At 71.9% G+C, this 23377-nt stretch carries 17 protein-coding genes; 14 read left to right on the forward strand and 3 right to left on the reverse strand.

All coding sequences use genetic code 11. The features are described from left to right. Positions 1-6 precede the first annotated feature (6 nt). From ACOGI9_RS03390 to ACOGI9_RS03455, 14 genes are read left to right on the forward strand one after another with little or no spacing between them, the layout of a single operon-like run. Entirely contained in the window at positions 7-186 is a 180-nt protein-coding gene (locus ACOGI9_RS03390) for a hypothetical protein (RefSeq protein WP_419858482.1), read from the forward strand. Further along, complete coding sequence (locus ACOGI9_RS03395; RefSeq protein ID WP_419858483.1) at positions 186-2474, forward strand: DNA translocase FtsK 4TM domain-containing protein; 2289 nt, start codon at positions 186-188, stop codon at positions 2472-2474. The genes ACOGI9_RS03390 and ACOGI9_RS03395 overlap by 1 nt, the downstream gene beginning before the upstream one ends. Beyond that, positions 2471-3460: a LolA family protein gene (locus tag ACOGI9_RS03400; RefSeq protein WP_419858484.1), complete on the forward strand. Its 990-nt coding sequence runs from the start codon at positions 2471-2473 to the stop codon at positions 3458-3460. The genes ACOGI9_RS03395 and ACOGI9_RS03400 overlap by 4 nt, the downstream gene beginning before the upstream one ends. Beyond that, positions 3451-4902, forward strand: a complete 1452-nt coding sequence (rimO, locus tag ACOGI9_RS03405) for a 30S ribosomal protein S12 methylthiotransferase RimO (protein WP_419858485.1) — start codon at positions 3451-3453, stop codon at positions 4900-4902. The genes ACOGI9_RS03400 and rimO overlap by 10 nt, the downstream gene beginning before the upstream one ends. Continuing rightward, positions 4899-6236, forward strand: coding sequence for a glutamate-1-semialdehyde 2,1-aminomutase (hemL, locus tag ACOGI9_RS03410; RefSeq protein ID WP_419858486.1), 1338 nt, complete (start codon positions 4899-4901; stop codon positions 6234-6236). Before rimO ends, hemL begins: the two co-directional genes overlap by 4 nt. Then, a complete protein-coding gene (gene lnt, locus ACOGI9_RS03415) occupies positions 6233-7900 on the forward strand; it encodes an apolipoprotein N-acyltransferase (RefSeq protein WP_419858487.1) in 1668 nt (555 codons plus the stop codon). The genes hemL and lnt overlap by 4 nt, the downstream gene beginning before the upstream one ends. Beyond that, positions 7897-9978: a TonB-dependent receptor plug domain-containing protein gene (locus tag ACOGI9_RS03420; protein WP_419858488.1), complete on the forward strand. Its 2082-nt coding sequence runs from the start codon at positions 7897-7899 to the stop codon at positions 9976-9978. The genes lnt and ACOGI9_RS03420 overlap by 4 nt, the downstream gene beginning before the upstream one ends. 13 nt (positions 9979-9991) lie before the next feature. Next, positions 9992-10942: a histone deacetylase gene (locus ACOGI9_RS03425; RefSeq protein WP_419858489.1), complete on the forward strand. Its 951-nt coding sequence runs from the start codon at positions 9992-9994 to the stop codon at positions 10940-10942. Next, complete coding sequence (locus tag ACOGI9_RS03430; RefSeq protein ID WP_419858490.1) at positions 10939-12372, forward strand: isochorismate synthase; 1434 nt, start codon at positions 10939-10941, stop codon at positions 12370-12372. The genes ACOGI9_RS03425 and ACOGI9_RS03430 overlap by 4 nt, the downstream gene beginning before the upstream one ends. Next, positions 12369-14132 carry a 2-succinyl-5-enolpyruvyl-6-hydroxy-3-cyclohexene-1-carboxylic-acid synthase gene (gene menD, locus ACOGI9_RS03435; protein ID WP_419858491.1) on the forward strand — a complete coding sequence of 588 codons (1764 nt, stop codon included), beginning with the start codon at positions 12369-12371 and terminating at the stop codon, positions 14130-14132. Before ACOGI9_RS03430 ends, menD begins: the two co-directional genes overlap by 4 nt. Before the next feature lie 13 nt (positions 14133-14145). Continuing rightward, positions 14146-15006, forward strand: a complete 861-nt coding sequence (gene menB, locus ACOGI9_RS03440; RefSeq protein WP_419858492.1) for a 1,4-dihydroxy-2-naphthoyl-CoA synthase — start codon at positions 14146-14148, stop codon at positions 15004-15006. After that, positions 14994-15887: a 1,4-dihydroxy-2-naphthoate polyprenyltransferase gene (locus tag ACOGI9_RS03445; protein ID WP_419858493.1), complete on the forward strand. Its 894-nt coding sequence runs from the start codon at positions 14994-14996 to the stop codon at positions 15885-15887. Before menB ends, ACOGI9_RS03445 begins: the two co-directional genes overlap by 13 nt. Continuing rightward, the gene (locus ACOGI9_RS03450) at positions 15884-17368 is read left to right on the forward strand and encodes a class I adenylate-forming enzyme family protein (protein WP_419858494.1); all 1485 of its coding nucleotides are present in this window, start codon (positions 15884-15886) and stop codon (positions 17366-17368) included. The genes ACOGI9_RS03445 and ACOGI9_RS03450 overlap by 4 nt, the downstream gene beginning before the upstream one ends. Then, on the forward strand, positions 17368-18534 hold the full coding sequence (locus ACOGI9_RS03455; RefSeq protein ID WP_419858495.1) for an aminotransferase class V-fold PLP-dependent enzyme: 1167 nt from the start codon (positions 17368-17370) through the stop codon (positions 18532-18534). Before ACOGI9_RS03450 ends, ACOGI9_RS03455 begins: the two co-directional genes overlap by 1 nt. Positions 18535-18549: 15 nt before the next feature. Here ACOGI9_RS03455 and ACOGI9_RS03460 read toward each other — a convergent pair whose 3' ends face one another. From ACOGI9_RS03460 to ACOGI9_RS03470, 3 genes are read right to left on the reverse strand one after another with little or no spacing between them, the layout of a single operon-like run. Then, complete coding sequence (locus ACOGI9_RS03460) at positions 18550-21774, reverse strand: hypothetical protein (protein WP_419858496.1); 3225 nt, start codon at positions 21772-21774, stop codon at positions 18550-18552. Between the two features lie 5 nt (positions 21775-21779). Next, the gene (locus ACOGI9_RS03465) at positions 21780-23018 is read right to left on the reverse strand and encodes a succinylglutamate desuccinylase/aspartoacylase family protein (protein WP_419858497.1); all 1239 of its coding nucleotides are present in this window, start codon (positions 23016-23018) and stop codon (positions 21780-21782) included. Then, the gene (locus ACOGI9_RS03470) at positions 23015-23359 is read right to left on the reverse strand and encodes a 4a-hydroxytetrahydrobiopterin dehydratase (RefSeq protein ID WP_419858498.1); all 345 of its coding nucleotides are present in this window, start codon (positions 23357-23359) and stop codon (positions 23015-23017) included. Before ACOGI9_RS03470 ends, ACOGI9_RS03465 begins: the two co-directional genes overlap by 4 nt. Positions 23360-23377 lie beyond the last annotated feature (18 nt).

Below are 23377 nucleotides of genomic sequence, written 5' to 3' on the forward strand. Positions count from 1 at the left end.
GGGCGCGTGAGCATGGACGACGCGTGGTGCGCGGGCCATCTTGCAGGGCGGCTGGCCGGCCGGGCGCGACGCGCGATCGGCCGGAGCGCGGACCTGGCGGTTTGCGCGGGGCCGGATGATTTCGAGGTCGTGCCGGTCCGGCGGGACGGCGCCCTCGTTGGCTGTCGGGGCGGGGAGGATGCGTGATGGTGGATGAACGGCAACGGCGCGAGGTGCTGGGCGTCGCGCTGATCGTGCTCGGCCTCCTGGTGGCGTTCGCGCTGCTCTCTCCCGCATTCGCCGGCGGGTCCAACTGGATCGGGCCGGCCGGGGAACTGCTTCACGACACCCTCGAGCGGGCCGTTGGAGTCCTTTCGCCGCTCCTCGCGATCCCGGCGTTCATGTGGGGCCTGCATTTTCTCGGCTGGGGCGATCCGACCCGCGCCCTCCGCTGGTCCATCCTTGCAGTGGTGCTGCTTGCGGTCCTCCCGTCGCTGTACTGGCTCGTCGCGGGACCGGGACCCGGGGGCGGGGGCGACGTCGGCTGGCTGGGCGCGACCGCCGGGGCCGGCCTCGCTCAGGTGTTCGGCCGCCTGGGCGGCGTACTTCTCGCCGCGGGCGTCCTCCTGCTCACGTTGTTCGTCACCATGAGGTGGTCCCTGACCAGCGCCGTGACGGCGGGGGGGCGCTCGCTCGTTCGCGGATGCGGGGCCGCCGGCAGTGCCGTCGTCGGACTCGGCCGCGCCTTCGCCGGCGCCGCGCGGCGCTCCCGTCTCTCGCGGTCTCCCGCAAAGCCGGATCCGCCGAGCGAGGCGAAGGCGAAGGCGGCGGCCGGACGGGGTCGTGCCACGAAGAAACGGACGCCCGAGGAACCGGCAAGCGCGCCGTCCGAGCCGGACCCGGCGCCCCGGGACGAGACCCCGCCGGTTCCGGAACTCGAGGAAGCCGGCGATCCCGGTTCCTCGGCGGTTCCGCCCATCCAGCTGTTCGACGCGCCCGTGGGGCAGGGCAGCGGCCTCGGCGTGCGCGATCTCGACCGCCTCGGCGAGATCCTCATCGAGAAGCTCGCGACCTTCCGCGTGGCCGGCGAGATCGGGGGCTGGACCACCGGCCCCGTCGTGACGCAGTTCGAGGTCGTCCCGGCGCCGGGCGTGAAGGTGGGACAGATCTCGGCCCGCGCGGACGACATCGCGCTCGCCCTCAAGGCGCCGTCCGTCCGCATCGTGGCGCCGATTCCCGGCAAGGGCGCCGTCGGCGTCGAGGTGCCCAACCCGGCGTCGGAGATGGTGCTCGTGCGCGAGATACTGGAGAGCCCGTCGTATCGCCGCGGACGCCAGACGCTCCCGCTCGCGCTCGGCCGCGACCTCTCCGGCAAGCCGACGTGCGCGGACCTGACCCGGATGCCGCACCTCCTCATCGCCGGCCAGACCGGGTCCGGGAAGTCGGTGTGCATCAACGCCCTCATCACGAGCCTCGTGTGCCGGTACACGCCGGCCGAACTCCGCCTCCTGATGGTGGACCCCAAGATGGTGGAGTTGTCCGTCTACGGAGATCTCCCGCATCTCCGCCACCCCGTCATCACGGACAACGAAGAGGCCGCGTCCGTCCTCAAATGGGCGGTCTACGAGATGAAGCGCCGTTTCGGGCTGCTCTCGGCGAACGGGTGCCGGAACGTCGCGGAGTTCAACGGCCGGATCGCGCGCGGGCGCGAGGTCTTCCTCCCGAAGCGCGGCGTCATGGATGAGCCGGCGCTCTACGATGAGGGTCCGCTGCCCTACATCGTCCTCATCATCGACGAACTGGCGGACCTCATGATGACCGTACAGTCCGAGGTGGAGACGCCGCTCGCCATGCTGTCCCAGAAGGCCCGCGCGGTCGGGATCCATCTCGTGCTTGCCACGCAGCGCCCCTCGGTCAACGTCCTCACCGGCCTCATCAAGGCGAACATCCCGAGCCGCATCGCGTTCCGGGTCGCGTCGAAGATCGACAGCCGCACGATCCTCGACCAGAACGGCGCGGAGAGCCTGCTCGGGAACGGCGACATGCTGTTCCTGCCGCCGGGCGAGTCCGATCCCGTCCGCATCCAGGGCGCCTACATCTCATCCGAGGAGACGGAACGCCTCCTCGACTGGTATCGGGAGCAGGCGAGCGCGCGGGCCGAGGCCGAGAAGGCGGAGGAGGAAGCCGCTTCGGAGCGCGACATCCTCGACCTGCTGAAGGAACTGGAGGAGGAAGAGGGAGGATCGGGCGTCTCGGACGAAGGCGCCGAGGATCGCGACCCGCTGTTTCGGCAGGCCGCCGAGATCGTGATCTCGCACGCCGCGGGTTCGACCAGCCTGCTCCAGCGTCGGCTCAAGATCGGGTACGGACGCGCGGCGCGTATCGTCGACCAGTTGCACGCGGCCGGGATCGTGGGACCCGCGGATGGGTCCAAGCCGCGGGAGGTGCTCGCGACGCTTGCCGATCTGGACGGCGGGGACGGCGGGGAACCGTGAGGCCGTTCCGCCCGCGCCCGCCTCGTACGGGGGCGTTCGGCCTTCTCGCGGCCGGAGCCGTCGCGTGCGCCCTCATGCCGGCGTGCTCCGCTGCGGATTCCGCGGAGGTCGCCGAGGCACGAGCCCGGATCGAAGCCGAGTTCGGCCCGCGGGACGACGCGGCGCCCCCCGTGGGGGCCGGGGATTCGGCGGCTGCGGCGGATGCGCCGGCGGGGCAGGGCGAGCCGCCGGTCGAAGAAGCGGGCGACGCGGTGGGCGAGGCCCCGAATGAAGATCCGCCTCGCGCTCCGGCTGCGGACCCGGAGGCCCCCGCCCCCGATCGGGACGGTTCCCGGCCGGCGGACGAAGCCGCCGGGGGCGTGGACGACGAACCGGGACGCGTGGATGTGGACGCGCTCCTTGCCCTCGCGCATTCGGCCCATGCTTCGCTCGACCGTCTCAAGGCGACCTTCGCCCAGCGCATCGAGAATCCGCTCCTCGGCCGTACCCGCGAGGGCCGCGGCACCTGGTATCAGGCGGGACGGAACCGGTTCCGCATGGACTTCGACGAACCGGCCGGCGACATCTACGTGGCGGACGGTGCCTGTCTCTGGCTCTACGAACCCTCGCTGCACGACCAGGTCGTGGTCTCCCGCCTCGAGGAAGGCGCGGAGATCGGCTCGGTCGACATCCTCGAACGCCTGCTTTCGCAGGCGCGGACGACCTACGACGCGGTCGATGAGGGGGTCGGGGAGATCGGCGGCGTGGAAACGCGCATCGTGTCGCTCACGCCCCGGGAACTCCCGGCGCGATACGTGGAGGTCCGCCTGTGGATCGGCGTATCCGACCGCTACGTTCGCCGCTTCCGCATTCGCGAGGAGAACCGGACCCTCCGCACGGTGACCCTGACCCCGCTCGAGCCCGAGGCCCGGATCGACCCGGCCCTCTTCGAGTACGCGCCCCCGGAGGGGGTCCCCGTCTTTCCCGACGATGTGCGATGCGGCTAGGACTCATCAGCCTCGGTTGCGACAAGAACACCGTCGACTCCGAGCGCATGCTCGCCGAACTGATCGGCCACGGGGCCGAGCGCACGGATGTGGATGAAGCGGAGGTCATCCTCGTCAACACGTGCGGGTTCATCGACGCCGCGAAGGAAGAGTCGATCGAGACGATCCTCGAAGCCGAGCGGCTGAAGCGCGAAGGGGCGTGCCGGAGCGTCGTGGCGGTCGGGTGCATGGTGGAGCGGTATCGGGAGGAGATGGCGGAGGCGCTGCCGGAGGTCGACCTCCTGCTCGGGCTGCGGGACCTCGACCGCCTCGTGCCGGAGTTGCTGGAGCGCGGACTCCTTCCGGGACCGACGCCGGCCCGGGGCGTGCACCCGGGGGAGCGGATCCCGGTCGGGGCGCGCCATGTCCGCTACCTGAAGGTGAGCGAGGGATGCGACCACGGGTGCGCCTTCTGCGCGATCCCGCTCTGGAGGGGCAAGCACCGTTCCTTCGACCTGGAGCGTCTCGTCGCCGAAGCGCAGCGCCTCGAGGCGCAGGGCGCCGTGGAGGTGAACCTGGTGGCGCAGGACCTTGCGCACTGGGGCCGGGAGCGGCGGGACGGGACGGACATCGCGACGCTCGTGGAGGCGCTGCTGCGCGAGACGTCGATCCCGTGGTTCCGCCTCCTGTATATCTACTCGGCGGGCCTGCGCGAACCGCTCATCGAACTGATGGCGTCGGAGACGCGGCTCCTCTCGTACATCGACATGCCGATCCAGCACGCGAGCGACACGGTGCTCCACCGCATGCGGCGGCCGGAGCGGGCCGCGACGCTGCGGTCGAAGGTCGCGTGGCTGCGGGAGACGATCCCCGAACTCACGCTGAGAACGACGGTGCTCGTCGGGTTCCCGGGCGAGACGGACGTGGAGTTCCGCGAACTCGTGGATTTCCTCGATGAGGTGCCGTTCGACCGGCTCGGAGCGTTCGCGTTCTCGCCGCAGGAGGGGACGCGCGCGGCCGCCATGGAGGAGAGCCTCGTGCCCGCGGAGCTGGCGCGGGACCGTCTCGAGGAGGTGCTCGAGGTCCAGCGCGCCGTGAGCCGCGAGCGGCTCGCCGCGGAGATCGGCCGGGAACGCGTCGCCGTCGTGGATGCGCCCGCGGCCCGGGACGAACCGACGCTCGCACTCCTCTACGAGGACCCTCCCGCCCCGGCGCACCTGGGCCGGATCGAGAGCCAGGCGGACGACGTGGACGGCGTGACCGTGCTCGTCGGCGGAAACGGCCTCGTCCCCGGCTCGCTGGTGCGGGTCGAGATCGAGCGGGCGGCCGACTTCGACCTCGCCGGACGCGTCCGGGAAGTCGTGCGCCGGGCGTCCGGGCGCGGAGGGGCGGCGCCATCCCCGGCCCTCCCGCCGGGGCGTGGGCTCCCGGTTCTGGGGCTCGACAGCGCCTGGGGCCGGTGAACCGCGGGCCTCGCCGTCCGTCCGCCGCCTCCGACTGGATTCGGCGCGCGCGCGACGTGATGCCGGGCGGCGTGAGCTCGCCGGTGCGGGCCTTCGGCGCCGTCGGCATGGAGCCGCTGTTCGCCGCCAGCGGCAAAGGCGCACGGATCTTCGATGAGGCCGGGCGCGGCTATCTCGACTACGTCCTCTCCTGGGGTCCGCTCATTCTCGGCCACGCCGCCCCGCCCGTCGTCGAGGCCGTGACGCGCGCGGCCCGCGAGGGGATGAGCTTCGGGGCCTGTCAGGCGCGCGAGGTCGAACTCGCCGAGCGCGTCGCCGCCTGGGTGCCCGGCGTAGAGATGGTGCGCTTCGTGAACAGCGGGACCGAGGCCACGATGTCCGCCGTGCGGCTCGCCCGCGCCGCGACGGGCCGTGACCTGATCCTGAAGTTCGCGGGCTGCTATCACGGCCACGCGGACGCCTTTCTCGTCGTGGCCGGATCGGGCGTCGCCACGCTGTCTCTCCCCGACTCGCCGGGCGTGCCGGCGGCGACCTCCGGCCTGACGCTGACCGCACCCTACAACGACCTCGAGGCGGTGGCGGCGGTGTTCGCGGAACACGGCGCCCGGCTCGCGGCCGTCATCGTCGAGCCGGTGGCCGGCAACGCGGGGCTCATCCCGCCGCGCGAGGGCTTTCTGGAAGGCCTCCGCGACGCCTGCGACCGTGCCGGGGCGCTCCTCATCTTCGACGAGGTCATGACCGGGTTCCGGGTCGCGCGGGGCGGCGCGCAGGAGCGCTACGGGGTCGCCGCGGACCTGGTCGCGCTCGGAAAGGTCCTCGGCGCGGGGATGCCGGTCGCGGCGTACGCGGGCCCCCGTGAGCTGATGCGGCGGATGGCTCCGGAAGGGGACGTGTACCAGGCCGGGACGCTGTCGGGGAACCCGCTCGGCATGGCGGCCGGCATCGCCCAACTCGACGAACTCGAGCGGACAGACCCGTTCGACGGTCTGGAGCGGCGCGCCGCGACGCTCGTCGACGGCATTGTGGCCGCCGCAAGCGCCCGGGGCATCCCGGCCTGCGGGACGGCGCTGGGCTCGATGTGGGGCGTCTTCCTCTCCGACGGCCCCGTGTTCGATTTCGATGACGCGCGGCGCGCGGACACGGACCTCTTCGCCCGCTACTACCGGGCGTGCTTCGAGCGCGGCGTCTTCTTCGCCCCCTCCGCCTTCGAGGCGGGCTTCCTCTCCACCGCGCACACGGACGCGGACGTGGCGGAAACGCTCGGAGTCGTGGGCGAAGCGCTGGACGCGGCGCTGGAGGCGGCACCGGACGCGGCGCCGGAGGGCGCGGGTTGAACTGGCGCGCGCGGATCGTCCCCGAACGGGCGGGCCCCCTCCTCCTCGGCGGGGTGTTGATGGGGCTTGCCCACCCTCCCTTCCATCTTCTCGTCACGTCGTTCGTCGCGCTCGTCCCCTTCATCGTCTGGCTCGAGGGACTCCCGGCGACGGCGGAAGGCCGCAGGCAGGCCCGCAAGGGGGGATTCCTCTTCGGGCTCGTCTACTACACGCTCGTGCTCTACTGGCTCCTCGTGGCGCTCGTCTTCTACACGTGGTGGGCGTTCTTCGCCTTCCTCGCCCCGATCCTCATCCTCGCGACCTTCATGTCGTGGGTGGCGGGCGGGATCCACCTGGTGCGGGCCCGCTTCGGGTGGCCGCTCCAACTCGTCTTCCCCGTTTTCTGGACCGCCGGAGAGGTGCTGCGGGCCCACCTCCTCGACGTCTCCTTCCCCTGGATGCAGCTCGGCGACACGCTCTCGGCCTATCCCGTGCTCGTGGGCGCGGCCGACCTCGTGGGCTCCCGCGGGCTCTCCTTCTGGCTCGCGCTCGCGAACGCCCTCGTAGCGTCGGGGTTCCTCGCGTACCGGGCCGGCGGTTGGCGTGCGCTGCGGCGGCCGGCGGCCGGACTCCTGCTCGTGCTCGCCCTTCCCATCGCCTACTCGGTGGCGCGCTGGCAGACGCTGGAGGTGCGTCCCGCGGCCCGGGTCGGCGTCGTGCAGCCCAACGTCCCGCAGCACCTGCGCAACACGGACCGCGCCGCGTCGACGGACAGCGCGTTCCGGTCGACGGCCACACTGATCTCCGCGTGGCCGGGTCGGGAACGCATGGATCTCGTGATCTTCCCGGAGACGATGCTCGCCGGGCGTTTCATGGATTCGCTCCCCTCCTTCGACTATCCCGGCTGGCCGGACGCCCGCAACCGGGTAACGGGGATCGGGGAAATGCTCGATGCGGAAGTCGCAGTCGGCGGCGTCGGGGCGGCCGATCTCGGGAACCCGGAGTATCAGCCGTATAACTCCGCGTACCACTTTCGGCCCGGAGAAGGGATCGTCAATCGTTATGACAAGCGCTTTCTCGTGCCGTTCGTGGAGCGGGTGCCGTTCATGCCTCCCGCATGGTTCCAGGCCATCCCCTACGCGGGGGGGAACTTCGGGATCGGCGAGTGGCAGGCTCCGGTCGAGGTCGCCACGGAAGATGGAAGCGCGGCGTACGGGACGATGATCTGCTACGAGTCGATCTTCTCCCCCCTGGCGCGGCACTACCGGCGGAACGGCGCGGATTTCCTCGTCAACATCACGAACGACTCCTGGTTCGGCCGCGACGCGTGGTGGAGCCGCTCGAGCGCGCTGTGGCAGCACCCGGCGCACCTCGTCATGCGTTCCATCGAAACGCGGATGGGGGCGGCGCGCTCCGGGAACACGGGGATCTCCAAGATCGTGGATCCGCTGGGGCGGGTGTCGCACCGCACCGAACTCTTCGCGCCCGCGTCCTTCGTGGCGGACGTGTCGACGACGGACGAGTTGACCGTGTACGTGCGTCTCGGCGATGTCGTGGGGACACTGGCCGCGCTGGCAGCGCTTCTTGCCCTTGGCGCGTCTTTCCTGAAGGATCGCACCCGACGCGGCCGGGCGCCGCGCAGTGCTTCGGGAGAGACGGTGGACCAGGCAAGCGGGAGCGCATGACACGGAGGATGGGAGGGAAGGTCGGGCGATGGTGCGCCCGGCGTGGCGCGTGGCGGCTTCTCGCCGCATTGGCGTGCCTGCCGGCGGCGGAGGGCGTCGCGGCGCAGGTGCCGGACACGGTCTCCCGGGATACGGTGTCGTTCCGGCTTCGCGAACTCCGCATCGAGGCGCTGCGGCCGGTCGCCAGCGTGTCGGGTGCGAGCGCGGTGCGCCTCAGCCTCCAGTCGCCGCGCGTGGCGGCCGTCCCGCTGCTCGAGGAGGCGTTGCGCGAGATTCCGTTCCTGCAGGTGCGGGAGAACTCGCGCGGCGAGGCCCAGCCGACGCTGCGGGGGACCGAATCGCGCCAGCTCGCCGTGCTCGTCGACGGGGTGCCGCTGAGTCTCGGCTGGGACGCGCGCACGGACCTCTCGCTCATTCCGGTCGACGCGGCGCGCGAGATCCAGCTCTTCCGGGGCATCTCCTCGGTGCTCCACGGTCCCAACGTTCTCGGCGGCGTGGTCTCGATCGAGATCGGACACGGGAGCGTGGATCCGGACCGGCGGCTCAACGGGATGCAGGGCGGCATGGACGCGACCGGCGCGGCGTTCGGCGGGGTGCGCCTCGGACGGACGTGGAGTTCGGGGGACGGCGGGGTGTCCGTGCAGGCGGGTGGCGCCTACAGGACGCGCGATGGTGTACCCCTTCCCGGCGGCGTCGAACAGCCGGCCGCGATCGACCCGAACCGGCGTCTGAACAGCGACCTCGACCATGTGAGCGCCTTCTTCACCGGCCGGATCGAATCCGAAGGGGGCGCCTGGGTCTCGATGTCCACCTTCGGGTATCGCGCCGAGAGGGGGGTCCCGCCGGAACTCCACGTGATGAATCCGCGACGCTGGAGGATGCCGGAGGCGAAGCGGGCCGTGGGCACGGTCTCGGCCGGGACCGGGTGGGGTCGCACCCCCTTCGGGACGGGAGACTTCGAGGTCAGCATCGGGGTCGACGCGGGCGACGCGCAGATCGACGAGTTCGAGACGCTGGCCTACGAGGACGTTGCGGGGCAGGAGTTCGCGGACGACCGCACCCTCACCTTCCGCGGCCTCTCCGACCATGAACTGGGCGAAGGGGTCCTGCGGACGGCGCTTACGGTGGCCGAGACCCGCCACGTGGAGCGTCTCGTGCCCGGAGGAGAGTCCACCTTCCGCCAGCGCCTGTTCAGCTTCGGCGGCGAGGTCGAGTTGCCGCTTGCGGGCCCCGGCGCGGGGTTCTGGTCGGGCGCCCGCGTCAGCCTGGGGGCGAGCTGGGACCACGGCAGCACGCCGGAGACCGGCGGGCGCGAAGCGCGCGAGGCGATCGACGACTGGGGCGCGCGCATCGGGGGGTCCGCGCAGATCGGGCCGCGCGTTCGCTTCCACATGGGGGCGAGCCGCCGCGTCCGCTTCCCCTCGCTGCGGGAACTGTATTCCGGCGCCCTCGGCCGCTTCGTCCCCAACCACGAACTCGCGCCGGAGATCCTCCGCGCGGCGGAGGGCGGCGTCACCGGGACGGTGGCGGCGTTCGGGGCGGAGGTCGAGGCGCAGGCCGTGCTCTTCTTCCAGAGCTTCTCGAATGCGATCGTGCGCACGGGGCTCGGGGACGGGAGGTTCCGCCGAGAGAACCGGCGCCGCGTGGACGCGGCGGGGATCGAGCTTCTCGGCGACGCGCGGTGGGGCGATGTCTCCCTGGGCGGGGACCTCACGTGGCAGAACGTGAACGTCACGGACCAACGGTTCGAGGGCCGCAGGCTTCGTGCGGAGTATCAGCCCGGGATCGCCGTGGGAGCGCACGTGGAGGGCCCGCTCTTCGCGGGTTTCCGGGCGCGGGCCGCGGTGGAGGCGATCGGACGCCAGTACTGCGTCGATCCGGATTTCGACGCCGACATCGCCCTCGACCCGACGGCCCGCGTCGACCTGGTCGTGAGTCGGGAGTTCGCGGTCAGAGGACCCTTCCGGACGCTCCAGACCTCGCTGTCGCTGGACAACCTCGCGGACGCGACGGTCTTCGATCAGTGCGGACTGCCGCAGCCCGGCCGTCTGCTGCGGCTCCAGTTCCGGCTCTTCTAGTCGATCGCGGGCGATGTCCGACTCGAGACTCCGCGTCGCCTACAGCGCCGGGTATACCGTGCCGCTGCCCGAGGGGCACCGCTTTCCGATGGGGAAATTCCTCGCGCTGAGGCAGATCCTCGAACGTGACGGGATCATCGCGCCGGAGGACATCGTCGAGCCGGAGGAGGCCGCGTGGGAGGACTTGGCGCTCGTACACACGCCGGAGTACCTCTACAAGCTCCGGCACGGCACTTTTCGGCGCGCCGAGGAGCGACGCCTCGGGCTCCCCTGGTCGCCGGCGCTCGTCCGCCGCTCGCGACTCGCCGTCCGGGGCACGGTCAATGCCGCGTGGATGGCGCTCGAAGATGGAGTGGCGGCGAATCTGGCCGGAGGGACGCACCATGCATTTCCGGATCACGGGGAAGGGTTCTGCGTCTTGAACGATGTAGGCGTCGCCGTCAGGGTGTTGCGCCGCGGCGGGTGGATTCGCCGCGCGCTCGTCGTGGATCTCGATGTCCATCAGGGGAACGGCACGGCCGCCGTGTTCACCGACGATCCCGACACCTTCACCTTCTCCGTGCACGGTGCCGGAAACTACCCGTTCCGGCCCACCCCGTCCGATCTCGATGTGGCCTTGCCCGACGGCGCGGGAGACGAGGAATACGAAGAGGCGCTGCGGCGATTCCTTCCCGAGGCCGTGTCCCGGTCGCGTCCGGACCTCGTGTTCTACCTCGCGGGCGTGGATGTCGTCGCCGGCGACCGTTTCGGGCGTCTCGCGCTCACGCGCGCCGGTCTGGAACGAAGGGATCGGTGGGTCATCGGCACGCTGCGGGGGCAGGGGCTTCCGCTCACGCTCCTCCTGTCGGGCGGGTATGCGGCCACGCCCCGAGAGACGGCGGAACTGCACGCCATCGCGCACAGAACGGCGTGTGACGTGGAAGGGCGTCGGCATGAGGGCGATGGCATGAGGGCGACGGCGTGAGAGCGGCGCGGCCCTCCCGCGGGAAGCGGGCGGAGGAGGCGGTCGAGGCCGCGGGCGGGGCGGGCTACTTCGCCAGCGTGACCCTGCGTTTGCCGAGCATCGAGCCCGAAGCGGTGCTCGCTTCGCCGACGGTCGGCGTGCGCGGTTTCTGGCAGAGCGGCCCCCACTGGATCGCGCACGCGGGCTCCGCCGCCGAGATCGACAGCCGGGAGGGCGTGCCGGGACCTCCGCCCCACGATCTCATCGCCTGGATGCGGGAGCGTGCCCGGAAGCTGTTCTCGGAACCGTGGGTCCTCGACCTGGACGGGGAGGCGCGGCGGCCCCGTATGCACGGCGGCTTCGCCTTCGACCCCGCGCGCCGGGCAGATCGGGAACCGGGCTTCTGGGAGGCGTTCCCGAGTGCGCGCTTCGTGCTGCCCGCCTACGAAGTCGAGGCGGACGAGCGTGGCGCGTGGTTGACGGTGACGCGCCGCTTCGCCGCCGGGACCTCCGGAGATCAGGCCATCGATCGGCTCCGCCGCCGCGCGACGCGTACGCGCGAACAACTGGCCAGGCTCGAGCGCCACGGGGCGACGCCGGGGCCCGTCCCCTCCGCGACCGCCATCGAGGAACTCGTGGACCGCCGGCAATGGCGGCGCGCCGTCAACGGAATTCTCGACGAGATCCGGTCCGGCCGGGTTCGAAAGGTCGTGCTCGCGCGCTCCATGGACATTACGCTCGGGAGACCGCCGGACTCCGCCGCCGTTCTCACCGCTCTGCGCACGGCGAACCCGCTCGCCCACCTCTACCTGATGCAGTTCGCGCGCGACCGCTTTCTCGTCGGCGCCGCCCCGGAGTTGATCGGTTCGCTGCGCGGCCGGCGTTTTCGCACGATGGCCGTCGGAGGGTCGACGCCGCGCGGGGCGGATCCGGCATCGGACGCCTGGCTCGGCCGCCAGTTGCTCGACAGCGGCAAGAACCGGGAGGAACACCTCGTCGTCGTCGAGGACATCGTCGAACGGCTGCGTCAGGGCGGTGTCCGGATCGGAGAGATCCCGGAGCCCGCCCTCCTGCGCCTGCCGCGGATCCAGCACCTGCGCACGGACCTCGAGGCGGAGACCCCGCCCGCGACGCACATCCTGTCGCTGGTGGAAAGGCTCCATCCCACCGCCGCCGTGTGTGGCGATCCGCGCGACAAAGCGCTCGAAATGATCCGCGCGCGCGAGACGGAGAGTCGCGGCTGGTACGCGGGTCCCGTCGGCTGGTTCGACGAAGCGGGTGACGGGGAGTTCGCTCCCGCCTTGCGCGGCGGGGTGGCCAGGGGTCCGCTGTTTCGCCTTTACGCCGCCGCGGGCCTCGTGAGCAACTCCCGGGCTCAGGCCGAATGGGACGAGACCCGGGTGAAGCTGCAGACGATGCTCGCGGCGCTCGGTGTCGCGCCGATGCGGTGAGCCGCACGCCGGCCGCGCCCAATCGGAACGCACTGTGGGCGCGGGCGCTCGTCGACGGGCTCGCCCGCCGGGGAGTGTCGCACGCCTGCGTCGGTTCCGGATCCCGCTCCGCCCCGCTCGTGGAAGCGCTGGCAGCGGACGACCGGTTCACGCTTCACCCGCACGTGGATGAACGGAGCGCCGCCTTCTTCGCGCTGGGCGTGGGCGCGGCGAGCGGACGGCCGGCGGCGGTCGTCACCACGTCCGGCACCGCCGCGGCCAACCTCTTTCCGGCCGTGGTGGAGGCAAGCCAGAGCGAGGTCCCTTTCCTCGCGCTGACGGCGGACCGGCCGGCGGCGCTGCGGGGCACGGATGCGAACCAGACGATCGACCAGCGGGATCTCTTCGGCCGCTACACCCGCCGGTCCATCGACCTCGCGCTTCCGGAGCCGACCCCGGCGGGGCTCGCCCGTCTGGGAGCCGCGGTGGAGGCGGCGTGGCGCGCGGCGGTGGGGTCTCCCGCCGGACCGGCGCACCTGAACGTCCAGTTCGCGAAGCCGCTGGAGCCGGTTCGGGTGCCGGGCGACGTGCCCTCCGGCCTGGAGCCGCGCCTCCCCGGCCCCGCTACGCCCGGCGACACGCCCGGAACGCCGCCGCCGGACGCCGGTGCCGAGCTCGCCACCCTGCTGCACGGTGCGCGGCGCCCGCTCATCGTCTGCGGCCCCAACCAGCGGTCCGAGGTCGGCCGCGCCTCCCTGGCGCTGGCTGCCCGGGCGCACGCTCCGCTCGTCGCCGATCCGCTCTCCGGCGCCCGTTTCGGCTCCGGCGCGGCGCGCTGGACGATGGGCGGCGCCGATCTCTCGCTCCGTGCCGATGACGTCGCCGCGGCGCTGCGCCCGGATCTCGTCGTTCGCGTCGGACGCGCGCCCACCTCCGCGGCGGTCTGTCGCTACCTGGAGCGGCACGCGGACGCGCCGCAGTTCGTTCTGGATGCGACGCACCGCTGGCGCGATCATCTCGCCACGAGCGCGCGGCGGCTGACCGGCGATCCCGTCGCGACCCTCGAGCGAGCCGCCGCGGCCGACTGCGGAGAGGCGGACGAGGCCTGGCTCGGGCGGTGGCGGGCAACGGACCGCGCGGCGCGGCTCGCGGTCGAGCCGTCGCTGGCGGAGGCGTGGTTCGAGGGCGCCGTCGCGAACGCCATGGCGGAAGGCCTCCCGGAAGGGACGCCCTGGTTCATCGGCAACTCGATGCCGATTCGCGACGTGGACGCCTTCGCGCGGGCGACGGATCGGCCGCTGCGCCCCCTCGGCCTTCGAGGCGCGAGCGGGATCGACGGCAACGTGAGCGCCGCGCTCGGCGCCGCGGCCGCCTCCGGACGGCCCGCGGCGGCGCTCATGGGCGACCTCACGCTGCTCCACGATGCGGGAGCGCTGCTCGCCGATCGTCCGCCCGGCATCTCGCTCCACCTCGTCGTCATCCAGAACCGCGGCGGCGGCATCTTCCACATGCTGCCGATCCGGGAGCACGACCCGCCCTTCACCCCCTACGTGGTCATGCCCCAGTCCGTCGATCTGGGCGCGGTTGCCGCCGCCGCCGGAATCCCGCACCGTCTCGTCTCGTCGGCCGCCGAATTGCGGGAGGCCGTGAAGGCGCCGGGCCCGGAATCGGAGGGCCGGGGCCTCCGTCTCACCGAGGCGTGCATCGAGCGTGAACACAACTGGCAGCAGCGCACCGCCGCGATCGAAAACGCGAAGGAGGCGGCGCGCCGCGCGATCTGAGGGAGAACCCGAGATGGCAGAGACCTTTGCCCCCCCGGAAAGCGGCGTCGACTGGGAGCCGGCCGGCGAATACCGGGACATCACCTACCACAAGAGCGATGGCATCGCCCGCATCGCCTTCAACCGGCCCGAGGTGCGCAACGCGTTCCGTCCCGACACGCTGTTCGAGATGTACGAGGCGTTCCAGGACGCGAGAGATGACGAGGAGATCGGCGTCGTCCTCCTCACCGGGAACGGACCTTCGAGGGATGGGAAGTGGGCCTTCTGCTCCGGCGGCGACCAGCGGGTGCGCGGGACGGCCGGATACGTGGGGAAGGACGGGGTCGCGCGGCTCAACGTTCTCGAGCTCCAGCGTCTCATCCGCTCGATGCCGAAGCCCGTCATCGCGCTCGTCGCCGGGTATGCGATCGGCGGCGGACACGTGCTGCACGTGGTGTGCGACCTCACGATCGCGGCGGACAACGCCGTGTTCGGGCAGACGGGGCCCAAGGTGGGGAGCTTCGACGGGGGGTTCGGTTCCTCGTACCTGGCGCGGTCCGTGGGCCAGAAGAAGGCGCGCGAGATCTGGTACCTGTGCCGGCAGTACGGAGCGGAGGAAGCCGAGCGGATGGGGCTCGTGAACAAGGTCGTGCCGCTGGCGCGGATGGAGGCGGAGGGGGTCGACTGGGCGCGAGAAATCCTCGGGAAGAGCCCGCTCGCGATCCGGTGCCTGAAGGCGGCGATGAACGCCGACTGCGACGGACAGGCCGGGCTCCAGGAACTGGCCGGCCACGCGACGATGCTCTTCTACATGACCGAGGAAGGTCAGGAAGGGAAGAACGCGTTTCTCGAGAAGCGCACACCGAACTTCAGACAGTACCCTTGGCGTCCGTAACGCCCGGCAGCGCGGGCGCGTGGATCGCCGGCGCGCGTCTGCGGACGCTGCCGGCCGCGGTAGGCCCCGTGCTCGCGGGCGGCGGGTTGGCGTGGAAGGACGGCGGTTTCGCCGCCGCGCCCTTTCTGGCGGCGCTCGTGGCCGCGCTCCTGATTCAGATCGGCACGAACTTCGCGAACGACTATTCCGATTTCGCGCGCGGGGCGGACACGGCCGACCGGCTCGGCACGCCGCGGGTGACGCAGGCCGGTCTCCTGACCGCGGCGGCCGTCCGGCTCGGGGCGGCGGTCTCGTTCGCGCTCGCCGTCGCGGTCGGCATCTATCTCGCGCTGGTCGGCGGATGGCCGGTCGTGTGGATCGGCGTGGGCTCGATCTTGCTGGCGGTCTGCTACACGGGTGGACCATGGCCGTATGGCTACCACGGGCTGGGCGACCTCGCCGTTTTCATCCTGTTCGGCCCGGTTGCGGTGGCCGGCACGCATTACGTGCAGCTCTCGCGCTGGGCGCCCGAGGCGCTCCTCGCGGGGCTCGGCGCGGGCGCGCTCGCCACGGCGATCCTGGTGGTGAACAACCTGCGCGACATCGCGACGGATGCCGCCGCCGGAAAGCGCACCCTGGCCGTGCGGATCGGTCCGTCCGCGACGCGGGTCCAGTATTCGCTGCTCGTCGCCGTCGCCATCGCCGTGCCCCCCATCGGCGTCATGGTGGGATGGTGGCCGCCGGGGACGCTGCTCGCGTCGGGCGCGGTGCTCCTCGCTGTTGCGCCGCTGCGCGTCGTGTGGACGTACGAGGACCCGCGTTCACTGAACCCCGCCCTCGCCGCCACGGCGCGGACAACCGGGGCCTACGGCCTCCTGTTCGCGGTCGGATGCCTGTGGTGAACGAGCCGGCGACTCCCGCCCCCTCGTCGTCCTTCTCGCTCGTGTCGCGCGACCGCGCGTGGTCCGCCGCGGAGATCCGCGCGGCGGGCGCCGCGGTAGCCGCGATCCTGGAGGAAGAGGGGGTGGGGGCGGGGGCCGTCGTCGCGCACCAGTTCCCTCTGGACGCGGCCGGCGCGGTCGCCCTTGCCGCGCTCGCGCTGGAAGCTGCCCCGGGGGCCGGCCGGGTGCTCGCACCCGCGCATGCGGACTGGACACCGCATGAGCGAGACGCCTTTGTCACGGCGCTTCAACCCGCCGTCGCGCTCACAGGGAGGGCCACGACGTGGCCGACGTCCGGGTGGAGGTCGCGGGCGCTCGCGGTCCCCGGGACCGGAGACATCGTCCTGCATCTGCGGGATTCCGCCCCGCCCCCTCTCGCCGCCCCGACGGCGCCTCCGGTGCGGGCAGGCCTCCCCGCGACCGGCGTCATTCTTCCCACGTCCGGAACCGAAGGCGCGCCCCGCTTCGTCGTCCACGAATGGCGGTCGTTGCGCGCGAACGCCAGCGCCTCGAACGACCGTCTCGGGTTCGGCCCGGGCGAACGGTGGCTCGCGACGCTCGCCTGGGCGCACGTCGGGGGGCTCGCCGTGCCGCTGAGGGCCGCGGCTGCCGGCGCCACGGTCGCGCTGGCGGGGCCGCGGTTCGACGCCGCCTCCGTCGCCCGGGCGCTGGGCGAACTCGCCGTGACGCACGTCTCGCTCGTGCCGGCCATGCTGCACGGGCTGCTGGCGGTCGGCGCCCGGCCGCCGCGCTCGTTGCGCGCCGTCCTGCTGGGCGGCGCGGCGACCCCGCCGGACCTCGCGGAGCGGGCTCTGTCCGCCGGGTGGCCGATCGCGCTGACGTACGGATTGACCGAGGCGGGGTCGCAGGTCACCACGGCCACGCCGCAGGAGGTGCGCGCCGGCGACCGGTCGGCCGGCGTCCCGCTGACCGGCGTCGAAGTGCGGATCCGACCGCCCGGCGATGCGGCCGCGGGGCCGGTCGGCGCGCCGGCCCCGGGCCACATCGAGGTGCGCGGCGACACGCTGTTCCGGGGATACGTCGGAGAGCCCGCGCGGCCCCCCGGCGACTGGTTCGCGACCGGCGACCTCGGTCATCTCGACGCGCAGGGTCGCCTGGCGGTGACGGGGCGTCTGCGCGACCGGATCGTGAGCGGAGGTGCGAACGTCGACCCGGCCCAGGTGGAGGCCGTGCTCGCCGCCCACCCGGACGTCGGCGAAGCCGCCGTCATCGGCATGCCGGACAGCCGGTGGGGTCAGGTGGTGGTCGCCGTCGTCGCCGGGGAAGATCCCGGTCTCCCCGCCCGTCTCGACCCGTGGTGCCGCGAACGGCTGTCGGGTCCGCGCGTGCCCCGCCGCTGGGAGGTGCTGGACCGTCTCCCCCGGACGGCGACCGGCAAGGTGGACCGGGCCAAACTGAGGATCGACTTGAGAGGCGGATGATGGAACGACCGAATAAGGCACTCGGCTGCCAGAAGCGTCGGTTCGCGCTCGACGAAGGCGAACACTTCCTCAACTGCGCCTACCTCGGGCCCCTCCCGCGCTCGGTCGCCGAGGCGGGGATGGAGGGAATCCGCCGCAAGTGCTCGCCGACCCCCTTCCCGAGCGAGCGGTTCTTCACGGACTGCGATCGCGCCCGGGACCGCTTCGGGCGCCTCGTCAACGCGCCGCCCGAGCGGATCGCGCTCGCACCTTCCGCGTCCTACGGCATCGAAGTCGCGGCCCGGAATCTCCCGCTCGAACGGGGACAGAACATCGTCGTCCTCGGCGAGCAGTTCCCGAGCAACGTCTACGCCTGGCGGCGCCGGGCGGCGGCCCACGGATGTGGCGTCCGAACCGTCGATCGCCCCGGGCCGCCCCCGTCCGCCGCGCTCTGGAACGAGCGGCTGCTCGAGGCGATCGGCCCGGAGACCGCCGTCGTCGCTCTCCCGCACTGCCACTGGACGGACGGTACCCGGATCGACCTCGAGGCGGCGGGGGAGCGGGCGCGCGAAGTCGGTGCCGCGCTCGTCATCGACGGCTCGCAGTCCATCGGCGCCGTACCGTTCGACGTAGAGCGCTTTCGGCCCGACGCGTTGATCACCGTCGGGTACAAGTGGCTCCTGGGGCCCTATTCGACCGCCTTCGGGTACTACGGTCCCCGCTTCGACGACGGCACGCCGCTCGAGGAAACATGGATCTCGCGCCGCGGTTCCGAGGACTTTCAGGGTCTTGTCGACTATACCGACGAATACAGGGGAGGGGCCGCCCGCTATGACGTCGGCCAGACATCCAATTTCATCCTCGTGCCGATGCTCGTCGAGGCGCTGGACCTGATTCTCGACTGGGACCCCGCGCGCATCCTCGACTATTGCCGCGCCCTCCTGTCCGGCCTCGCGGATGAACTGCGCGTCCGCGGCTGGGCGATCGAGGACGACGAGTGGCGAACGGGGAACATCCTCGGCGTCCGCCTGCCCGCGGGCTGCGATCTCGCCGAGGTGGACGCCCGCCTCGCCGAGGCCCGCGTCTACGCCTCCCTGCGCGGCGATGCCCTGCGCGTCTCGCCGAACGTCTACAACGAACCACGCGACATCGACGCCCTCCGCCGGGTACTGGCGATCTACGGCTAGAGTGTGGTACCGGCCTCAGCCCGGGTGTCGCGGGAGGCCGGGCACGACTTCCAGCCTGTCGCCTTCCGACCGTGACGACGTCGGGAGCGTACCGGTCAGGTTGCGGACGATGCTGCGGACGCGGCCGGTGAGGCGGTCGATGATCAGCGCGGCGCGACCTCCGCGAGCCCGGTCCACTGACGTCGATCCTTCCGGGCCGCTCAGCGTGAGGTGATCCAGCGTCTCCGCCCAGGCGGGGTCGAAGGGGATCGCGAACGTGAACGCGCGGCTCTCATCGTCGATCCCGTGCGCGACCGGAGTCGGCGTAAAGCCGAGTGAGAACAGGCTCCGCCCCGCCGCATCGCGGCCCGACAGGCGGTACGGGCCGCCCGACGAGGGAAGGCGCGGGGCCGTCGGATATACGAAGGCGGGCTCCAGCCGAAGTTCGCCCGCGTCGACCCCGCCCCAGAGAAGGAGCATGTCGCCCCGCCCGCCCCGCCGATCCGCCGCGGGTGCCGACGCCGGAATCCCGGCACCGCCGTCCCCCGCGAGGCGGAACTCCAGCATCTTCGTGAAGCTGTAGTCGCTGATCCACTGGGGATAGCAGTAGGACATCAGGTCCCGGTATCCCTCCGGGCTGAACAGATGCCCCAGGCCCGGCCCGCCGTCCCCACCGTCTTCGTCGCCATCCCCGAAGTCGTGACCCCACACCCCGATGCGGCCATCCGGCCACGGATAGTCGGGATCCACCGCCCCCGGGTCCGTGACGGGCTCGTCGCAGGGCGTGTGTGGGCGCCCGAGGTTGTGCCCCAACTCGTGCGCGAACACGAGGCGGAGACGACCCGTCCTCTGCAGCAGGCCGTCCGGACCGTGTGAGGCCGTGAGGGAGCTTTGCCCGCCCAGCATCCCCAGACCGTCGATCCAGTACGCATCGGGGTGCCGCGAGCGCGGTTTCGGAACGCCGAAGATCCCGGTGTAATGCTCCCGGGGGTCCTCCGCCTCCATCAGCCGGAGCAGTTCGATCTCACGGATGAGGCCGACGACCCCCGCCTCCGAGGTGTCCGCCCACGTGTGGTAGGGTTCGCGGAGCGCCACGTGCAGGTCGCCGACCGGCAGGACCGTGCGGGCGTAACGCAGCACGCTCCGACCCGCGTCCGAGCCCGCCCCCGTGGCCGCCGCCGCGAGTTCGCCCGCGAACGCCGCCACGCGCGGATTCACGTCCCTGTTTTCCTCCGAATGGTACTGCACGGGAACGAGGGTCACGCGCAGCGGGGGCATCCGCCGAACGTCGATGTCGTACGGGCCCTCCGCCGGGAACCGGGACCGACTCGAGGGGGTCAGGGGGAGCGCGCCGTCCGGATCGAGTTCCACGACCATGCTCAGGCCCGGCTGCAGCACGCGGCCCGGTACGACGGCGTTGAAGGACCTTTCGAGTCGGCTCTCGTCGACGGCGAGCGGGATCCCTCCACCGGGGGGGTCGAGCTCCGTCCGGTACGTCTCCGCTCCGTCATGGAAGAAGGTCGCGGTGGCTTCCGGCCGGAAGCCGTTGACTTCGTCCGCGGTCGCGAAGACGCGAAGGAGGGCGCGCCGGTTCGCCACCAGCGGTACGCCGCCCGCCCGGTCCTGGGCCGCCTGCGTGAGATACGCATGGGGCACGGACAGCGTGACGGAAGCGGGGTTGGACACGACGAGCGGGTCCCCCGCGACGAGATCGAAACCGTCGCAACGATCCGCGCAGGCTTCGGCCAGCGCCTCTTCCGTGCCGACGGTGACGGAGACCGGGGCATCGGCGGCGTCGCCGCGCGTGAGCCTCACGGCGGCGCTCGCCGTGGTGCCCGCCCGTACCAGGACGGAGTCGAAGGAGAGCGTCCCCCCATTGGCGAGGAGGGGCAGCCGGACATCGAAGGGGGCGCCCTCCAGTATCCGGGCCTCGATCGTGGCGGGACCCGGAGCCGTCGGGTCCTCGTGGTCCGTTCGAACGAGCCGCACGGGGAAGGCGAAGGCGGTCTCGTTTCCCCCCAGAGTCAACCGTTCCAGGCTCCGAAGGCCCGTCAGCGCGCCCGGGGGCAGGGCGCTCAGTTCGTTATCCTGCAGAAACAGCTCCCTAAGGCCGGCGAGGTCGCCGAATACGCCCGGCGGCAGCGCCCGCAGCCGGTTGTCGACCAGGGAGAGCCATTCGAGCCTTCGGAGGCCCGCGAACACGCCCGGCGGCAGGTCGGCGATCAGGTTTCCCGCGAGATTGAGCACTTCCAGACTGGAGAGATCGGAGAACGCTCCGGGGGGAAGGGCTCCCAGCCGGTAGTCCTGGAGCGAGAGCCATTCCAGGCCCGAAAGGGCGCTCAGGTCGGCCGGGCGCAGTCCGCCGCGGACGGCTCCGGTTCCAGTCTCGGGGCCGGGTTCCCGCGGCCTGATCGTCAGGGAGCGGAGTTCGGCCAGCGCCTGGCCATCGGGGGCGGTGCAGTCGTCGGCCCGGAGCCCGCGCACGATCGCGTCGCGCACGGGGGCCGTCCGGTCGCACACTCCCTCCCGGATGACCACGGCCGCGCTCGAAGGAGGGGCGAGCACGAAGCCGCTCCCGGTCGCGGGCCGACCGAGGGCAAGGGTGAGGACTTCCCGGGGCGGCTCGATCTCATCGTCGTCGGCGATGCGGATCTCGATGAAGGCGCCGCTCGCTCCCGCGGGGACTTCGACCTCGCCCTCGCCCGCGTCCAGCACGTCCGCCGAATCCGCGTCGGCCGTCAGCCGCGTGTCATCCACTCCCAGCGAATAGCGCACGGTCAGCGGCGCCGCCGCCGCCTCGTCGAGCACGACTTCGACGCGGGCGGTGCCGCCCTCCCGCGCCTGCGCCACGCCGAGCGAGAGTGCGAGGCCGGCCCCGACCGTCGCCTCGAAGCGCTGCGCGACCGAAAGCCCGCCGCCGTCGCGGGCCGTCACCTCCACCGTCGCGGACCCCGCAGCGACCCCTTCCACCGTCACCCGATCTCCGCCAACCGTCACGCGGGCGACGCCGGCGTCGAGGGACCTCGCGGCGAATGTCAGCGCATCGCCGTCCGGATCCCGGAACCAGGGGGCCGCGTCGATGACCGCCGGATGCCCGAGCCGCACATCGAGGTCGGGCACGGCGTCCACCGCCACCGGGCTCCGGTTTTGTGGGGGCTCAGGCGGCGTGACTTCCGTTCGGCACGCGCCCACCCACACGGCGGCGCCCGCGAGTGCGACCGCGGCGGAGCGGGTTCCGAGCCGGCGCCGGCGACGAACCACGGTCGCTAACCGCCCGTGGACGCAGACTCCGGTTGGCGGGCGGGCCCTTCCTGGCGTCGCACCATCACCGCCCCGCCGCTCTCGCCGCGGGCGGTGAACCCCATGAGGTGGAGGAGCCCGATCACCCCCCGGTTGCGGGCCCAGCGCGCCACGACGACGGCGTCGCTACGCGCGGGATGCGGCCGTACGCCCGGAAGCCAAGTGGCCGCGCGATCCGCACCGGCCGTTCGCAGAAGCCGGGACACCGTCAGCCACTCGGCAGCGCGCTGCCGGACGATGAAGAAACCGTCGTCGCCTTGTCGCTGGTAGAGCGGGAGGAAGACGCGGCCTGCAAACGCCGTCCGCACCGGTCCGGTCCGGTCCGCGCCGAGTTCCTGCCCCGCCTCGACCACGTCGAAGTTCCTGAACCCCGGATGCATCCGGAATTCGTCCTCCTCCGAGACAACGTGGCGATAGCGGACATCCAGCACTCTCGGCAAGCCTTCTGCGCGGCGAGCGAGGCGCGCCCTCAGGTCGCCCGGGCCCGGCGCGCTTCCTTCCTCGATCAGTCCGAGGGTCTCAAGCAGGATCCACACGGCCTCCTCGTGCACTTCGATGGACGACGCGGCCTCGTGCTGCCCCGCTTCGATGCCGATGTTGGCCCAGCCCAGGCGGTCGAAGTAGTGGAGCATGGCGCCATCGATCTGCTCTTCCAGTCCCAGAACCACCGGGACCGGAAGGCGGAGTGCGAGTGCCCGGTTCTGAAGCGTGTCTCCAAGCGTCGTGAAAGGCGCGCTTTCCGATGATGTGGTATGAAGGTCAAGGACGTGGATGGGCCCGCGCGCGCGCCGGTCTTCCGCGCGGAAGGCGGCCAGAAGATCCCGCTGCTCCGCCAGCTCGGCGCTCCCCACGATCGGTCCTCCGTCGCCCTCCGGCGCCGACTCCCCGGACCGTAGCGACTCCAGTACCGCGTCCACGCGCTCGCGTTGCCACACGCGGTTGAGGTCCTCGTCGATGAACCGCGTGCCTGCTCTGCGCGCCTGAAGGTTGCCACGGAGTCCGACCAGGTCCCCGTGCATCCGAAACCGGTTCGACGAGAGCACGTCCAATACCCGTTCCAGCGCTGCGATACCCGCCGGTTCGTTTCCGTGCAGCGAGGCGATACAGATGACGAGCGGACCAGGCTCGGCGCCCCGGTACGCGCCGATCCGTCGTCCCTGGTCTCCGGGCTCCTCGATGACCCTCGAGGACATCCTGTGGTTCACGCCCGCGGTCGGTGCAGCGATTCCGCCTTCGCCGCGAACACGAAGTCACTCTCCGTGAGCCCGTCGATCTTGTGCGTCCAGATCCGAACGACGACCCGTCCCCACGCGAGGAACAGGTCCGGATGATGATTCTGCTCCTCCGCCATCCCGCCCACGCGATTCACGAAGTCGAGCGCCGTCACGAAGTCGGGGAAGCGGTACTCCTTCTCGAGGTGGTGGCCGTCCACCACCCGCCAGTCGGCCCCGAGTTCTTCCGCAAGCGCGTCGAGGGCCGCTCCCTCCAGGGGTGGAACGCCGCCTCGACAGGGGATGCACTGCTGCTGCGCGAGCGGTATCGACATCGGATCGTCTCCGTGGCT

The organism is Candidatus Palauibacter irciniicola (assembly GCF_965208695.1).
GTDB lineage: Bacteria > Gemmatimonadota > Gemmatimonadetes > Palauibacterales > Palauibacteraceae > Palauibacter > Palauibacter irciniicola.

Bases quoted from the DNA above. Each gene is read 5' to 3' on its own strand.
- ACOGI9_RS03470 (WP_419858498.1), bottom strand. From the start codon at position 23,359: ATGTCGATACCGCTCGCGCAGCAGCAGTGCATCCCCTGTCGAGGCGGC.
- menB (WP_419858492.1), top strand. From the start codon at position 14,146: ATGGCAGAGACCTTTGCCCCCCCGGAAAGCGGCGTCGACTGGGAGCCG.
- ACOGI9_RS03420 (WP_419858488.1), top strand. From the start codon at position 7,897: ATGACACGGAGGATGGGAGGGAAGGTCGGGCGATGGTGCGCCCGGCGT.
- ACOGI9_RS03425 (WP_419858489.1), top strand. From the start codon at position 9,992: ATGTCCGACTCGAGACTCCGCGTCGCCTACAGCGCCGGGTATACCGTG.
- ACOGI9_RS03395 (WP_419858483.1), top strand. From the start codon at position 186: ATGGTGGATGAACGGCAACGGCGCGAGGTGCTGGGCGTCGCGCTGATC.
- ACOGI9_RS03455 (WP_419858495.1), top strand. From the start codon at position 17,368: ATGGAACGACCGAATAAGGCACTCGGCTGCCAGAAGCGTCGGTTCGCG.
- rimO (WP_419858485.1), top strand. From the start codon at position 3,451: ATGCGGCTAGGACTCATCAGCCTCGGTTGCGACAAGAACACCGTCGAC.